This is a genomic window from Erwinia piriflorinigrans CFBP 5888, assembly GCF_001050515.1.
In the GTDB taxonomy this organism is placed as follows: Bacteria; Pseudomonadota; Gammaproteobacteria; order Enterobacterales; family Enterobacteriaceae; genus Erwinia; species Erwinia piriflorinigrans.
In genome coordinates, this window is record NZ_CAHS01000015.1 from 792774 (window position 1) to 808173 (window position 15400).

Sequence of the window (15400 nt, forward strand, 5' to 3'; positions counted from 1 at the left end):
GTGGCGTATTTTGTAATTTTTGTCATTTCTTATGAGCCTTTCCCAAGCTATACCCACTGAAAAATAAATGTATCTCCGTGTTAACGATGCTTCTGTCCGCAGGGGCGAGGCATCTGTTCAGGTCATCAAGATGGAGATAAAGAGGGGGGGATAGTCAACGCCGGGAAGAGTCCCCCCGGCGTTGATATGGAATCAGACAGCATTAATGTCTGCGGTAAACATTGATGCTTTCATCAGCATTTTTATGAATGATTAACTCTTCTAGCGAGCCAAGCACCATATCGACATCCTCCAGCCGTTGAGCATCCGCTGGGGGATTGACGGCAATCACATGGCAACCTGCGGCCAGCCCTGAGAGGATGCCAGCAGCAGCATCTTCCACCACCACGCACTCTTCGGGTTCCAGGTCGAGCAGCTGGGCACCGAGTAAATACGCGTCGGGTTCCGGTTTGCCACGCTCTACGCGTTCAGCGGTGACAAATACTGCCGGGGCGGGTAACCCTGCCGCAGCATGTCGGGCGCTGGCAACCGGCACCGAACCGGAGGTGACAATAGCCCAGGGAATCGATAATTCATCCAACGTCGCCAGCAGCTGGAGCGCGCCCGGCAGAGCCAGAATGCCCTCGGTATCGCCCGCTTCCAGCTCTTCCAGCGCGACAAACTCCCGCTGGATCTCCTCAGCAGTTGCTCCCGCCATAAAGTGGCGCAATGAGGTAATGGCCTGCTTGCCGTGGATAAAGCTCAGCACTTCGTCAGTGGCTATGCCATGGCGCTCACCCCAGCTTTTCCAGGCACGCTCAACCACCGCAAGGGAGTCGACCAGAGTGCCATCCAGATCAAACAGAAAACCTTTACACTTCACCGTTTCTTCCTTTTTGGTAGAGATGATGCGCACATTATGGTGCGCACCGGAGCGCTGTTAGCGAAGAAAACCCGCACAGCGTTTAAAGATCGTCAAGAAAGGTTTTATCCAGCTGCTTAAATGCGCGCTTGAGGACATCTGCCAGCGACTGGTAGGTCGGTTTACCTTCAATCGGCGCAACCGCCTGACCGGCAGCCTGCAACTTTTCACGCACTTCACTGAACCAGCCCAGCAGACTGGGTGGCAGTGGTGTCACCGAGCGTTTCCCCAGCCACCACAGCCCCTGCATCGGCAGGCTACAGGCGAACAGAGCGGTGGCAATAGCAGGACCCAGCTGTCCACCAAGCGCAATTTGCCAGCTCAGGCAAAAGACCGCCAGCGGCGGCATAAAGCGGATGGCAAAACGCGTCGCGCGCGTCACTCTGTTTTCAGGAAACATGGGCGCAAGACGCTTATCGACAGGCCATGTTTTCATATAGTGTTGCCCATGCTGGAACAGTTTAAACCAACCCACGGAGCCGGATTCATTAGCCATGGTAAACCTCAACTTCAGAGATAAATTTTAAAAAAAACACGCAACACACCAACTGTACCTTAAAGAAATCAAAATATTTTGTTTTTGCGAGTGACCCTGGTTATCCTGTGCGCACTTGTCACCCCATACAGCGGCGGCATGCTGCCTGGCTCAAGGTGCAAACACATAAAGCGACAGAATTCTGTCCATAATAATTCCAAAATTTTTTGCTTTCGGACAAGGCTTTTAAAAGCCAGATATCCGACATTAATGTACCAGCTTTCATGCGCGAAGCTGAAAGTCTGATTGAATTTTATTTCGCCACCTTAAACAAATAGGACCTTCCATGTCGAGTAAGTTAGTACTGGTTCTGAACTGCGGTAGTTCTTCCCTGAAATTTGCCATCATCGATCCAGCGAATGGTGACGAATACCTGTCAGGTTTAGCTGAATGCTTCCATCTGCCGGAAGCCCGCATCAAATGGAAACTGGATGGCGCTAAACAAGAAGCGGCTCTGGGTGCCGGTGCTGCACACAGCGAAGCACTGAACTTCATGGTTACAACTATTTTGGCACAAAAACCAGAACTGTCGGCACAAATTGCTGCAATCGGTCATCGCATCGTTCATGGTGGCGAAAAGCTGACTCACTCAGTGGTGATCGACGAGTCCGTTATCCAGGGCATTAAAGACGCCTCATCTTTCGCACCGCTGCATAACCCGGCGCACCTGATCGGTATCGATGAAGCGCTGAAAAACTTCCCTCACCTGTCAGATAAAAATGTCGCCGTTTTTGACACCGCGTTCCATCAGACAATGCCGGAAGAGTCTTATCTCTACGCCCTGCCTTACAAGCTGTATAAAGAGCACGGCGTACGTCGCTATGGCGCACACGGTACCAGCCATTACTATGTGACCCAGGAAGCGGCTAAAGTCCTCAACAAGCCCGTGTCCGAACTCAATATCATCACCTGCCACCTCGGCAATGGCGGCTCCGTTTCGGCCATCCGTAACGGCGAATGTGTGGACACCTCAATGGGTCTGACCCCGCTGGAAGGTCTGGTTATGGGCACTCGCAGCGGCGATCTCGACCCGGCCATCATTTTCTTCCTGCACGACACGCTGGGCATGAGCGTCGACGCTATCAATATCATGTTGACCAAAGAGTCTGGCCTGCTGGGTCTGACCGAAGTGACCAGCGACTGCCGCTATGTTGAAGATAACTACGACAGCAAAGCCGATGCCAAACGTGCGATGGATGTTTATTGCCACCGCCTGGCCAAATATATCGGCTCCTACTGCGCACAGATGGATGGCCGCCTGGATGCGGTTATTTTCACCGGCGGTATCGGCGAAAACTCCTCGATGGTGCGTGAACTGACGCTAAATAAACTGGCTCTGCTGGGTATTGAAGTCGATGCCGAGCGCAACCTCGCCGCCCGTTTCGGCAAATCAGGCTTTATCAATAAAGAAGGCACCCGTCCGGTGCTGGTATTGCCAACCAATGAAGAGTTAGTTATCGCTCAGGACGCCAACCGTCTGACCGCATAATCACTTTGTCTCCGCCAGCTCAGGCTGGCGGAGCTGTTTCTGGCACCACGTTTTATCTGGCCAACCGCGTTTTCGTGGCGGAAATCGGCAACAGCGTCACCTGAAGATGACTGCCCGATTGCACAGCCCCAGTCTTGAGGTTCATCCTTAGGTAGTATCATCGGAATGAACCACACGCGGCGCGGATGACCAGGCTAAAGGAGAACTTATCGTGTCCCGAACTATTATGTTGATCCCTACCGGCACCAGTGTCGGCCTGACCAGCGTCAGCCTCGGCGTTATTCGTGCTATGGAACGTAAAGGCGTACGTCTTAGCGTGTTCAAGCCCATCGCCCAGCCACGCACGGGTGGCGACAGCCCGGATCAGACCACCACCATCATCCGCAAGCACTCCAACATTCCCGCCGCTACACCGCTGGCGATGAGCCGCGTCGAGTCCCTGCTCGGTTCCAATCAGCAGGATGTGCTGATGGAAGAGATTATCGCCAGCTACCATGAAAATACCAAAGAGGCTGAAGTGGTATTGGTAGAAGGCCTGGTGCCTACGCGTAAGCACCAGTTCGCCTCCGCGCTGAACTATGAAATTGCCAAAACGCTCAATGCAGAAATCGTCTTTGTGACGGCGCTGGGTAATGACTCGGCAGACCAGCTGAAAGAGCGCATTGAACTGACGCAGGCCAGCTTTGGCGGCAGCAAGAACAAAAGCATTACCGGCGTTATCATTAATAAACTCAATGCCCCGGTCGACGAACAGGGTCGTACCCGTCCCGATCTGTCCGAGATTTTCGATGATTCCAGCAAAGCCAACGTGGCCAATATCGACCCGAAACAGCTGTTCGCCAACAGCCCGCTGCCGATACTGGGCTGCGTGCCGTGGAGCTTTGAGCTGATCGCCACCCGTGCTATCGATATGTGCCGCCACCTGAACGCCAGCGTGATTAACGAGGGTGAAATTGCGACACGCCGCGTGAAATCGGTGACTTTCTGCGCGCGCAGCCTGCCCAATATGCTGGAACATTTCCGCCCTGGCTCCCTGCTGGTCACCTCTGCCGATCGCCCTGATGTGCTGGTCGCTGCCTGCCTGGCCGCGATGAACGGAGTCGAGATTGGTGCCATCCTGCTGACCGGCGGCTACGCCATTGATGCACCGATTCAGAAACTGTGCGAACGCGCCTTCCAGACCGGCCTGCCGGTATTCCGGGTGGATACCAATACCTGGCAGACGTCACTCAGCCTGCAAAGCTTCAACCTGGAAGTGCCGAGCGATGATACCCAGCGTATTGAACGCGTTCAGGAGTATGTGGCCAGCCACATCGATGCCGAGTGGATCGAATCCCTGACCGCCACCTCCGAGCGCAGCCGTCGCCTCTCCCCACCGGCATTCCGCTACCAGCTGACCGAGCTGGCGCGCAAAGCCGGCAAGCGCATCGTACTGCCGGAAGGTGACGAACCACGCACCGTTAAAGCGGCGGCTATCTGTGCCGAACGCGGTATCGCCACCTGTATCCTGCTGGGCAACCCGGAAGAGATCCAGCGCGTTGCGGCGGCTCAGGGCGTTGAGCTCGGCAAAGGTATTGAAATCGTCGATCCGGCCAGCGCACGCGAAAACTACGTGGCGCGTCTGGTTGAGCTGCGCAAGAGCAAAGGCATGACCGAAGTGGTGGCGCAGGAGCAGCTGGAGGATAACGTGATGCTTGGCACCATGATGCTGGAGCGCGGCGAAGTGGATGGACTGGTCTCCGGTGCGGTACACACCACGGCAAATACCATCCGTCCGCCGTTGCAGCTGATCAAAACCGCGCCAAACAGTTCGCTGGTCTCCTCGGTGTTCTTTATGCTGCTGCCTGAACAGGTGCTGGTTTACGGCGACTGCGCCATCAACCCAGATCCGAACCCGGAGCAGCTGGCCGAAATCGCCATTCAGTCTGCGGATTCAGCGCTGGCATTTGGTATCGAACCACGCGTGGCGATGATCTCCTACTCCACCGGCAACTCGGGAGCCGGTAGCGACGTGGAAAAAGTGCGTGAAGCCACGCGTATCGCCCAGGAAAAACGCCCCGACTTGGTTATCGATGGCCCGTTGCAGTACGACGCAGCCATTATGGCCGACGTGGCGAAATCAAAAGCGCCAAATTCACCGGTGGCAGGCCGCGCTACCGTGTTTATCTTCCCGGATCTGAACACCGGTAACACCACCTACAAAGCGGTGCAGCGCTCTGCCGATCTGATCTCCATCGGGCCAATGCTACAGGGCATGCGCAAACCGGTTAACGACCTGTCGCGCGGTGCGCTGGTTGACGATATCGTCTACACCATCGCCCTGACGGCGATTCAGTCGAAGCAGGCTGAAGCATAAACCCTCACGGGCGATGCACGTCGTCGCCCAACCGCTGCAGGATATTTATCCGAACGCGTTGACGCGGGCCAGACACAAGGCCCGCTTTTTTTATCTATTGCAGCACCACATCCAGCGCGCGCAGGTACTGCGGCTGCCACGACAGCATCACTTCACTGCCCGCCTGCCAGCGGCTGTCCATTTTATCCGGTGACAGTTTCACCATAAAGTTGCCCTGTCCCGCCACCTCGGTCAGCATACGTACGTGATCGCCCAGGTAAATAAACTGTTGAATACGCGCTTTAATCTGCCCATCGCCCTGCAGTGGCGCATTGACATTAATCCGTTCCGGGCGAATGCTGAGCTGAATTTTTTTACCCGGCGAACTTGGCCGCACCTTTAGCGCATCCAGCTCACTGCCGTCATCCAGCCGCACGCGATAATAGTCGCCATTCGCAGAAACTTGCGTGGCCAGCAAGCTGTTATTTTCGCCGATAAACTGCGAAACAAAGGCGTTAGCTGGCTGCTCGTAGAGCTTGCCCGGACTGTCCATTTGTTGGATCACGCCATCGTTGAATACCGCCACCCGGTCTGACAGGGTCATCGCTTCACTCTGATCGTGCGTCACATAGACTATGGTCAGTCCGAGCAGCTCATGCAGCTGTTTAATCTCCAGCTGCATATGTTCGCGCAGCTGCTTATCCAGTGCGCCAAGGGGTTCATCCATCAGCACCAGCTTGGGTTCAAACACCAGCGCCCGTGCCAGCGCCACGCGCTGCTGCTGGCCGCCGGACATCTGCGCCGGATAACGATCGGCCAGCGAGGTCAGTTTGACCATATCGAGAATACGCGCCACGCGCTGCTTAATGTCGAACTTGCTCATGCGACGGATAGAGAGCGGAAACGCGAGGTTTTCCGCCACCGTCATATGGGGAAACAGGGCATAATTCTGAAACACCATGCCGATATCGCGCTGGTGCGGGGGCAGAATGTGCAGCGGCCTGTCGCGCAGAAAAATTTCGCCATCGGTCGGGGTTTCAAAACCGGCCAGCATCATCAGGCTGGTGGTTTTTCCAGACCCGGAAGGCCCTAACAGGGTAAGAAACTCCCCTTCCTGCACATCCAGATTCAGATTGCGAACCACCAGCTTTTCGCCGTCATAGCTCTTTTTAATATTTTTAAAACTCACCAGTGATCTCATCGCATTCTCTCGTCAATCGGGGGAAAATATCCCGGGCACGCGTTGTGCATCACTGACACCGGGCGCATCTGTCGGGCGGCTCTTTTTTAGCTCTACCACAACAAATTTCCTTTCGACAAGCGGAATTTACCAAATTCGTAAAAATAAACCCTGAAGGCGAGAACTCTCAGGATATTGTTTTATATCATCTTTTTAGTCATGCACTAAAATGCATCACAAAAAAGCCATGTACAATCAGGCAATTTCAGCAACCTGCACCAGCGTAGTGCGCAGCGCCTAACGTTGCAGGCGACGCGCCAGGCAGGCGAGGATCGGCGCAAACTTTTCCGCCATCTGCTCCTCGTCAACGCAGGCATAGCCCAGTAACAGCCCGCGCCGCGCGGTACCCAACAGGTAGTAGGCCGACAACGGGCGCGTCAGTACGCCATTCTGTTCCAGCTCGGCGCTGAGCGCCACGTCATCAATGTTATCGGGCAGCGCCAGGATCAGATGCAGCCCGGCGTTACTCTGCTGAGCAATAAAACTTTCCCCCAGATTTTCCCGGATAATGTGCACCAGGGCGGCACGGCGGCGGCTGTACAACTGGCGCATGCGCCGGACGTGCGCCGCGTAATGTCCTTCACGAATAAACTCGGCCAGGGTCAACTGCTCCAGACCGTTACCGCCCCGGTACAGCTCTGAATGGGCCATCTTCATACGCGCCGCCAGCGGCTTAGGCACCACCATGTAGCTCAGACGCAGGCCGGGGTAAAGGGTTTTGCTGAAGGTACCGAGGTAGATCACCGGGGCATCAGGTGCCAGCCCCTGCAACGCCGGGATAGGTGTTTCGGCAAAGCGAAACTCGCCGTCGTAGTCATCCTCTACCACCCAGCTGTCAACGCTTTTTGCCAGCGCCAGCAGCTGCTGGCGACGTTGCAGGCTCATCACCGAACCCAGCGGGTACTGATGCGAAGGCGTGACGCAGATTAAACGCGGCGGCCGCGCTTCGCCACGTAAATCGGGCAGCGTCAGGCCCTGTTCGTCCACCTCGGTTGGCAGCAGCTCAACGCCGTTGACCGCCAGCACGTTACGAATCCCCCAATAGCCAGGCTCCTCAACCCATGCCCGGTCACCCGGATCGCAGAGCATTTTCGCCAGCAGATCCAGCGACTGATGGGTTCCAGCGGTGATCAGGATCTGTTCCGGCGTGCAGTTGACCGATCGAATTACGCGCAGATGATCCGCCAGCGCCTGCTGTAGCTGCTGGCATCCGCCGTGACCGGAGTAGCTTAGCGCCTCCACCGGCATGCGGCGGCTCAGACGCAGATGAATTTTGCGCCAGATATCGTGCGGCATATGGCTGACGTCCGGCACGCCGGGCATAAACGCCCCCCACTGATGCGGCCCCGCCCCGCTGCGCGCCAGCAGACGCGAGCCACGGCTGGAGAACCGGACAAAGTTAAACGCCCGGCCAGCGGCTGGCGGCCGGCTGCCGATGTCAGGAACGCTCTCCGGCAGGGGATCACTGACGAAGGTGCCACTGCCGGTGCGGGTTTGCAGATAACCCTCAGACTGTAGCTGCTCGTAGGCGGTCAGTACCGTATTACGTGATACCGACAGATCCTTTGCCAGGTCACGGGAAGCGGGTAGGCGGCTACCGGTGGCGATGGAGCCATCCTGGATGGCGCACTGCAATGCATCATACAAACGTTTGCCCAGCGTACCGTTGAGATTCTGGGCCAGGCGATGCGCGAGCAGGTCACCGAGTAAGGTTAGCAAAATTGGTTCCTTGAAATTTTAAAAACTGGCTCTGGATTATAAAACCCCTAAGAGGCTAAAAAGCAAGGAGAGCCGAGAGTGCGTGGCGTGAATATCCCCGATCATTGAGATGGCATCGGGGCGTAGCGCACGCGTCGAATGTTGATAAGGGATAAGCCATGAACAACCGTGAAACAGACCAACGTCGTCTGAATGCCACCCCGCGTGGCGTAGGCGTGATGTGCGATTTCTATGCCACCAAAGCGGAAAACGCCACGCTGTGGGATGAGCGGGGACGCGAGTACACCGATTTTACCGCCGGTATCGCCGTGCTCAACACCGGCCATCGTCACCCGAAAGTGATGGCGGCGGTCAGCGCTCAGCTGGAGTGTTTCACCCATACCGCTTACCAGGTGATCCCTTACGAGAATTACATCCGTCTCGCCGAACAGCTTAACCAACGGGTTCCCATCGACGGGCCCTGTAAGACCACGTTCTTCTCCAGCGGAGCCGAAGCGGTGGAAAACGCGGTGAAAATCGCCCGCGCCGCCACCGGTCGTCCTGGGGTCATCGCCTTTAGCGGGGCCTTCCACGGCCGCACGCTACTGACGATGGGTCTGACCGGCAAAGTGACGCCGTACAAAACCGGTTTCGGCCCCTTCCCGGCATCGGTTTTTCACGCGCGCTACCCGAATGCACTGCATGGTTACAGCGTGGAGGATGCGCTGGAAAGCCTGGAAACCCTGTTCAAATGCGATATCAGTCCTCAACAGGTTGCTGCCATTATCTATGAGCCGATTCAGGGCGAAGGCGGCTTTAATATTGCGCCTGAAGCGTTCGTCAGCGCGCTGCGCAAACTCTGTGACCAGCACGGTATCCTGTTAATTGCCGATGAAATTCAGACCGGCTTTGCGCGTACCGGCAAACTTTTTGCCAGTGAATACTACCCGGATGCCCGCCCCGACCTGATGACGATGGCGAAAAGCCTCGGAGGCGGCCTGCCGATTTCTGCGGTAAGCGGCCGCGCCGAACTGATGGATGCGCCTGAGCCTGGCGGACTGGGGGGCACTTACGCCGGTAATCCGCTGGCGATCGCCGCCGCGCTAGCGGTGCTGGAAGTGATTGAAGAGGAGCAGCTGTGCGCCCGTGCCTTACGCCTCGGCGCAGAGTTGGTAGAAACCCTGAACTCCAGCGGCTGCGCGGCGCTGGCAGAAGTGCGCGCACGCGGCTCAATGGTGGCGGCAGAATTTAACGACCCGACCACCGGCAAGCCCTCTTCCGCCATTGCGCGCCGCATTCAACAGCGCGCGCTGGAGCAGGGATTAATTCTGCTGACCTGTGGCGTACACGGCAACGTCATTCGCTTTCTCTATCCACTGACCATCCCCGAGGTGCAGTTTAAAGCGGCCCTCAACCTGCTTGATTCACTGCTACGCGCCTGATGCCATAACAATGGCACGAAAGCTGCATTAATAAATATAAACTAATCAGGAGGTTAGTATGATTAAGACACTGGCAGCAGCGACGATTGCCATGTTTGCTTTACAGGCACAGGCCGAGAGTCTGACGGTCATTTCCTTTGGCGGCACCAATAAAGACGCCCAGGAGAAGGCGTTTTACAAGCCGTTTATGGCAGCAGGCAAAGGCACCATTGAAGCGGGCGAATACAACGGCGAAATGGCACGTTTGCGCGCGATGGTTGAAACCGGTCAGGTTGGCTGGGACCTGGTGGAGATGGAAACCCCCGAGCTGCAACGCGGCTGCGAAGAGGGGCTGCTGGAGCCGCTAGACTGGAGCAGGCTGGGCAATAAAGCCGATTTTATCCCTGCGGCGGTCAGCGAGTGCGGTGCCGGGATCTTCGTCTGGTCCACCGCCCTGACTTATGACGCCAGCAAGCTGAAAACAGGCCCGAAAAGCTGGGCCGACTTCTGGGATGTTAAGACGTTCCCTGGCAAACGCGCGCTGCGAAAAAGCGCGAAGTATACGCTGGAAATCGCGCTGCTGGCCGACGGCGTTAAACGCGAAGAGGTTTACAGCGTGCTGGCGACACCTGCCGGAGTCGAACGCGCATTTAAAAAACTCGACCAGCTGAAGCCCAATATCCAGTGGTGGGAATCGGGCGCACAGCCGTTGCAGTGGCTGGTTTCCGGCGATGTGGTGATGAGTTCAGCCTACAACGGCCGCATCGGCGCAGCGCAGGATGAGGGCCATAACTTCAACATTGTCTGGGACGGTGCGCTGTATGACCTCGATAACTGGGCGATCGTCAAAGGCTCAAAACATAAGGCGCTGGCGGAACAGTTTATTGCCTTCAGCAACCGGGCGGAAAACCAGAAAGTGTATGCCGAAAATATTCCCTATGGCCCGACCAATATCAACACCAGCGCATTGCTCTCCCCACAGCGCCTGAGCAAGCTGCCCACCGCGCCGGAAAACCTCGCCGTCTCATTGCAGGTCAACAGCAGCTTCTGGCTGGAACATGGCGAAGATCTGGAACAGCGCTTCAATGCCTGGGCCGCCAGATAAACACCATCAGGGTAGCCCTGGCCGGGTGATAGCGGCCATCAAACCGATAAGGAAGCAGCTATGAGTCAAAACCTCGTGATGGAATCCCCTGTGTCACCGGCTGACGGGGCGGCATTGCCCGACCTCCATCAGCGCCTGCGCCAGGCCGACGGGGTAAAAACCCGGCGTTCCCTGCTGCTGATTGCCCCGCTGCTGGTCTTCGTGGTGGTCTGTTTTCTGTTTCCCATCGTCTCTATTTTGAGTAAAAGCGTTGCCAACCCGGAATTTCATGACAATCTGCCGCAGACCAGCGCTGCGCTGCAACGGTGGTCGGGCAAAACCCTGCCGGACGAGGCGCTGTTCGCTGTCCTCGGCGAGGAGCTTATCGCCGCCCGTAAAGACGGTCGACTGGCCGTTATCGCCAAACGTCTGAGCTATGAAGACGCCAGCTACCGCCGCCTGATTGTCACCGCACCACGACTGGTTTCCGCCTCCGGTAGCGGGGTGAAAGCGGCATTGATCGCCGGGCAGCCGTTATGGGGTGAACTGAGCACCTGGCAAACCCTGAAGCGCGTGGCTAGTCCGGTCACCAGCTACTACCTGCTGTCGGTGTTCGACCGTAAAGTGGATGCGAAAACCGGCGTCGAGCGGCCGCTGCCAGCGGACCAGGCTCTGTATGTTAATGTGCTGCTGCGCACCCTGTGGATGGCAACGGTGGTGACGCTGCTCTGTGTCGGCATCGGCTACCCGCTGGCATGGTGGCTGGCGAAACAACCCTCCAACCGCGCCAATCTGCTGATGATCCTGGTGCTGCTGCCCTTCTGGACCTCGCTGATCGTGCGTACCGCCAGTTGGATCGTCCTGTTGCAATCCGGCGGCCTGATCAATCGCACCCTGATGGCGATCGGCATCATCGACCATCCCCTGACGCTGGTGTTTAACCGCATCGGTGTGTTTATCTCCATGACCCATATTCTGCTGCCGTTTATCGTGCTGCCGCTTTATGCGGTGATGAAAGGTATTTCGCCCAGCTATGTGCGCGCCGCCGTCTCGCTGGGCGCACATCCGTTTGTCGCTTTCTGGCGCGTCTACGTGCCGCAAACTTATGCCGGTATCGCCGCTGGTGCGCTGCTGGTGTTTATGATGGCGATTGGCTACTACGTGACCCCTGCCCTGCTGGGCGGGCCGGATGACCAGATGGTGAGCTATTTCGTCGCCTTCTTTACTAACAGTACGATGAACTGGGGAATGGCCGCCGCGCTGGGGAGCCAGCTGCTGGTTATCGTGCTGCTGCTGTATATCGTCTATGTGCGCGTAACCCGTACCTCTGCCGAAGCGGCAGCCCATTAAGGAGATAATGATGCGACAACAAGGCACTCTGATCCTGCGCCTGTGGAAAGGCCTGTTTAACTTCTATGCGGCGGCGGTATTACTGTTTCTGATTGTACCGGTGCTGACCATCGTGCCGCTGTCGTTTAACGCCAGCTCGTTTCTCAGCTATCCGCTCAGCGGTTTCTCATTGCGCTGGTATCACACCTTCTTCCATTCGCAGGAGTGGCTGGGTGCGCTGGGGAACAGTCTGCTGATTGCGCCGCTGGCTACCCTGCTGGCAACGGCGCTCGGGGTGCTGGCAGCGATGGGGCTGGTGCGCGGTGAGTTTCGAGGCAAAGGGGTGGTGATGGCAATTATCATCTCGCCGATGGTCGCTCCGGTGGTGATTATTGCTGTTGGCATGTTCTTCTTTTTCGCCAGGCTCTCACTGCTTAACAGCTATCTTGGGCTGGTGCTGGCCCACGCGCTGCTCGGCGTGCCCTTTGTAGTGATCACCGTGGTGGCGGTGTTAAAAAGCTATGATACTAATCTGTCACGTGCCGCTGCCAGCCTTGGGGCTTCGCCGCTGGTGGTATTTCGTAAGGTGACGCTGCCGCTGATTGCTCCCGGGGTGTTTTCCGGCGCGCTGTTTGCCTTCGCGGCCTCTTTCGACGAAGTGGTGGTGACGCTGTTCCTCGCCAGCCCGAGCCAGCGCACGCTGCCGATCCAGATGTTTGCCGGTATCCGCGAAAACCTTGACCCCACCATCGCCGCCGCTGCCAGCCTGATGATCGGGGCCTCGCTGATTCTGCTGATCGTGATGGAGATATTGCGCCGCCGTGGCGAAAAGATGCGCCAGTCAGCACCGGCACATTAACTCATTCACGGGGGAATGCGGTGAAACAGCGATGGTGCGCGCTCGTGGCACCATCGCTAATGGTTACTCTTGCGCAGCCCGTCCTGACTCGTTATTGCGCGTCAGCCACAGCGACAGCGCTTTCAGCGAGTCGGCGGTAAACTCATCACAACGGGCGGTGATCTCTTCCGGCGTCATCCAGAAAATTTCATCCACCTCTTCTTCCTGCATGGAAAACGGGCCGTGGGAGACGCAGCTGAATAACCCGCCCCACACGCGGCAGTGCTCATCTTCAAAATAGAATTGGCCGTGCTCAGCAAACGGCACCGCCGCAATACCCAGCTCTTCTTCCGCTTCGCGCCGCGCCGATGCCAGCATCTCTTCGCCGCTCTGCACCACGCCACCCGCCGTGGCATCCAGCATACCCGGCATAAAGTCTTTAATTTCAGTACGACGCTGTACCAGAATTTTACCCATGCCGTCGTGAACCACGATGTAAGTTGCGCGATGGCGCAAACACTGTGCCCGCATCTGTGCACGGCTGGATTGTGCAATCACCTCGTTGTCGTCGTTAACGATGTCCACCCACTCCGTGCCCTGATCTTGCTCCACCATCCGTAACCCTTTTTTTTGTTCTGGCGCCTGGCGCTGAGTTGAATCACTTGTCTTCGCGCCTGATGGCGCGAGCCGCACTAAATTAATGTTTAACCGCGTTCGAAGCAATCTCCAATTTGTGCGCTATTCGCGGTCGACACGCAACGATTCGGCCAGCCAGCGCTGTACCGAGGCACGCTGCCACTGAAAATGAGCGTAGTCGACCAGGCGCTGTGGTAAGGGATCGCCGTGTAACGCCAGGCGGTTTAGCATCACGGCGAGATCGGTATCGGCAATTGACCACTCGCCAAACAGGTTTTGCTGCTCTGCGGGCAGCAGGCGGTCGACAGCCTCAATCAGCCTGGCGACATCGCGTCTTGCGGCTTCATCCAGCGGCGCAAAGCGCCCGTCGGCAAACAGCACTTCCGTTGGGCGCTGTTGACGGATGGGTATAAAATCGCTGCGCAGCCACGCCTGTATCTCACGCGCCCTGGCGCGTTTTTCAATATCGCGGGGATAGAGACGCTCATAGTCCGGCGCCGGAAAGCGATCCTCCAGATACTCCGCCATCGCGGAGGATTCCGACAGCAGGAAGTTGTCCACCGCCAGCGTCGGCACGCGACGCGTCAGCGATACCTTCGCGTATGCCTGCTGCCGGTGCTCCGCCTTCGTCAGGTCCACGCTCTTCATGGTGAAAGGCAGCCCCTTTTCACTTAGCGCAACATAAACCGACATCACATAAGGGCTGAAAAAATGGGCATCTGACCATAAAACTATCGGGGGATAACGCATCGGCACATTCTCTGACGTTGTCGCATTAGGAGCTTCCTGTTTACCGATTTTTTCCCCCGAAGGCAATCTTCATAGCGGGCCTGGAGCGCAATTCACAACATCAATCTGTGCGCATGACATCACACGCAATTTCGCCATCTTCACCTATGATAAAAGCAGATGTTGTACTGACTCTTCTCAAAGGATAACCACATGCATATTCTGATTACCGGCGGATCGGGGCTGATTGGTCGCCCGTTAACTGCCCACCTGCTACAACTGGGCCATCGGGTCAGCGTGGTCACCCGCGACGTCGCCGCTGCCCGCAGCAAACTGGGGGAGCGGGTCGGGCTGTGGTCAGGGTTGGATCAGCAACAGGATCTGAATGATATTGATGCGGTGATTAATCTGGCTGGGGAGCCGATTGCCGGCAAACGCTGGAGTCATGCACAAAAACGCCTGCTGTGTGACAGCCGCTGGCAGATAACCGAACGTCTGGTCGCATTGATTAAGGCCAGTAGTCGCCCGCCTGCGCTGCTGATTTCCGGCTCTGCGACCGGCTACTATGGTGACAGCGGCGACCAGGTTCTGACCGAGGACGATCCCGGGCATGATGAATTTACCCATCAGCTCTGCGCGCGCTGGGAACAGCTGGCGCAGCAGGCGCAGAGTGACCAGACTCGCGTTTGCCTGATCCGTACCGGCGTGGTGCTGAGCAAACAGGGTGGTGCGTTGGCACAAATGAAACTGCCGTTTAAACTGGGCGTCGGGGGCGCGCTGGGCAGCGGCAGGCAGTATATGCCGTGGATACATCTGGAAGATGCCATTAACGGTATTCTGTGGCTGCTGGATAAACCAGAACTGCACGGCCCGTTCAATCTGGTGGCTCCTTACGCGGTGCGCAATGAGCGGTTTGCCGCTGCCCTCGGTCAGGCCATGCATCGTCCGGCCTGGATGCGCGCTCCGGCAATGGCGATTAAGCTGATGATGGGTGAGTCTGCCGTGCTGATACTGGGTGGACAGCATGTGATCCCCCAGCGGTTGGAAGCGTCAGGTTTTACTTTCCGCTGGTACGATTTGGAACAGGCGCTACAGGATGTGGTGTAGACTTTGCTGAAGGCTGATGCCTAAAAAAACGGCATTCATTAAACAGGGGGGCGGGGAT

The 15400-nt window shown here is 57.0% G+C and carries 13 protein-coding genes; 7 read left to right on the forward strand and 6 right to left on the reverse strand.

Features of this window, described 5'->3' with window-relative positions; genetic code table 11:
• Positions 1-202: 202 nt before the first annotated feature.
• Entirely contained in the window at positions 203-862 is a 660-nt protein-coding gene (locus EPIR_RS11700; RefSeq protein WP_023655616.1) for a sugar phosphatase, read from the reverse strand.
• 82 nt (positions 863-944) lie between these two features.
• A complete protein-coding gene (gene yfbV / locus EPIR_RS11705) occupies positions 945-1397 on the reverse strand; it encodes a terminus macrodomain insulation protein YfbV (RefSeq protein WP_023655617.1) in 453 nt (150 codons plus the stop codon).
• 325 nt (positions 1398-1722) lie between these two features.
• On the opposite strand from yfbV, the gene ackA reads away from it, so the two are divergent.
• Together ackA and pta are read left to right on the forward strand one after the other, a co-directional pair.
• Complete coding sequence (gene ackA, locus EPIR_RS11710; RefSeq protein ID WP_023655618.1) at positions 1723-2925, forward strand: acetate kinase; 1203 nt, start codon at positions 1723-1725, stop codon at positions 2923-2925.
• Between the two features lie 211 nt (positions 2926-3136).
• A complete protein-coding gene (pta, locus tag EPIR_RS11715; RefSeq protein WP_023655621.1) occupies positions 3137-5281 on the forward strand; it encodes a phosphate acetyltransferase in 2145 nt (714 codons plus the stop codon).
• 94 nt (positions 5282-5375) lie between these two features.
• Here pta and EPIR_RS11720 read toward each other — a convergent pair whose 3' ends face one another.
• Both EPIR_RS11720 and pdxR read right to left on the reverse strand, forming a co-directional pair.
• The gene (locus EPIR_RS11720; RefSeq protein ID WP_023655622.1) at positions 5376-6461 is read right to left on the reverse strand and encodes an ABC transporter ATP-binding protein; all 1086 of its coding nucleotides are present in this window, start codon (positions 6459-6461) and stop codon (positions 5376-5378) included.
• 276 nt (positions 6462-6737) lie between these two features.
• A complete protein-coding gene (gene pdxR, locus EPIR_RS11725; RefSeq protein WP_023655623.1) occupies positions 6738-8219 on the reverse strand; it encodes a MocR-like pyridoxine biosynthesis transcription factor PdxR in 1482 nt (493 codons plus the stop codon).
• Positions 8220-8377: 158 nt separating this feature from the next.
• Here pdxR and EPIR_RS11730 point away from each other — a divergent pair, with 158 nt between their 5' ends.
• The 4 genes from EPIR_RS11730 to EPIR_RS11745 are packed head-to-tail and all read left to right on the forward strand — an operon-like array spanning position 8378 to position 12891.
• A complete protein-coding gene (locus EPIR_RS11730; RefSeq protein WP_023655624.1) occupies positions 8378-9640 on the forward strand; it encodes a 4-aminobutyrate--2-oxoglutarate transaminase in 1263 nt (420 codons plus the stop codon).
• A 58-nt stretch (positions 9641-9698) separates the two neighbouring features.
• Positions 9699-10724, forward strand: coding sequence for an ABC transporter substrate-binding protein (locus EPIR_RS11735; protein ID WP_023655625.1), 1026 nt, complete (start codon positions 9699-9701; stop codon positions 10722-10724).
• A 60-nt stretch (positions 10725-10784) separates the two neighbouring features.
• Entirely contained in the window at positions 10785-12053 is a 1269-nt protein-coding gene (locus EPIR_RS11740) for an ABC transporter permease (protein ID WP_023655626.1), read from the forward strand.
• 10 nt (positions 12054-12063) lie between these two features.
• Positions 12064-12891, forward strand: coding sequence for an ABC transporter permease (locus EPIR_RS11745; RefSeq protein WP_023655627.1), 828 nt, complete (start codon positions 12064-12066; stop codon positions 12889-12891).
• 63 nt (positions 12892-12954) lie between these two features.
• On the opposite strand, the gene yfcD is transcribed toward EPIR_RS11745, so the two are convergent.
• Positions 12955-13485, reverse strand: coding sequence for an NUDIX hydrolase YfcD (gene yfcD / locus EPIR_RS11750; RefSeq protein ID WP_023655628.1), 531 nt, complete (start codon positions 13483-13485; stop codon positions 12955-12957).
• Between the two features lie 123 nt (positions 13486-13608).
• Positions 13609-14256 (reverse strand): glutathione transferase, encoded by a 648-nt coding sequence (gene yfcF / locus EPIR_RS11755; RefSeq protein ID WP_023655629.1) that lies wholly within the window; start codon positions 14254-14256, stop codon positions 13609-13611.
• A gap of 192 nt (positions 14257-14448) precedes the next feature.
• Here yfcF and EPIR_RS11760 point away from each other — a divergent pair, with 192 nt between their 5' ends.
• Positions 14449-15342, forward strand: coding sequence for a TIGR01777 family oxidoreductase (locus EPIR_RS11760; RefSeq protein ID WP_023655630.1), 894 nt, complete (start codon positions 14449-14451; stop codon positions 15340-15342).
• The last annotated feature ends 58 nt before the right edge of the window (positions 15343-15400 follow it).

Coding starts and splice junctions, on each gene's coding strand:
- yfbV (WP_023655617.1), bottom strand. CDS start 1,397: ATGGCTAATGAATCCGGCTCCGTGGGTTGGTTTAAACTGTTCCAGCAT.
- ackA (WP_023655618.1), top strand. CDS start 1,723: ATGTCGAGTAAGTTAGTACTGGTTCTGAACTGCGGTAGTTCTTCCCTG.
- EPIR_RS11720 (WP_023655622.1), bottom strand. CDS start 6,461: ATGAGATCACTGGTGAGTTTTAAAAATATTAAAAAGAGCTATGACGGC.
- EPIR_RS11730 (WP_023655624.1), top strand. CDS start 8,378: ATGAACAACCGTGAAACAGACCAACGTCGTCTGAATGCCACCCCGCGT.
- EPIR_RS11735 (WP_023655625.1), top strand. CDS start 9,699: ATGATTAAGACACTGGCAGCAGCGACGATTGCCATGTTTGCTTTACAG.
- EPIR_RS11740 (WP_023655626.1), top strand. CDS start 10,785: ATGAGTCAAAACCTCGTGATGGAATCCCCTGTGTCACCGGCTGACGGG.
- EPIR_RS11745 (WP_023655627.1), top strand. CDS start 12,064: ATGCGACAACAAGGCACTCTGATCCTGCGCCTGTGGAAAGGCCTGTTT.
- yfcD (WP_023655628.1), bottom strand. CDS start 13,485: ATGGTGGAGCAAGATCAGGGCACGGAGTGGGTGGACATCGTTAACGAC.
- yfcF (WP_023655629.1), bottom strand. CDS start 14,256: ATGCGTTATCCCCCGATAGTTTTATGGTCAGATGCCCATTTTTTCAGC.
- EPIR_RS11760 (WP_023655630.1), top strand. CDS start 14,449: ATGCATATTCTGATTACCGGCGGATCGGGGCTGATTGGTCGCCCGTTA.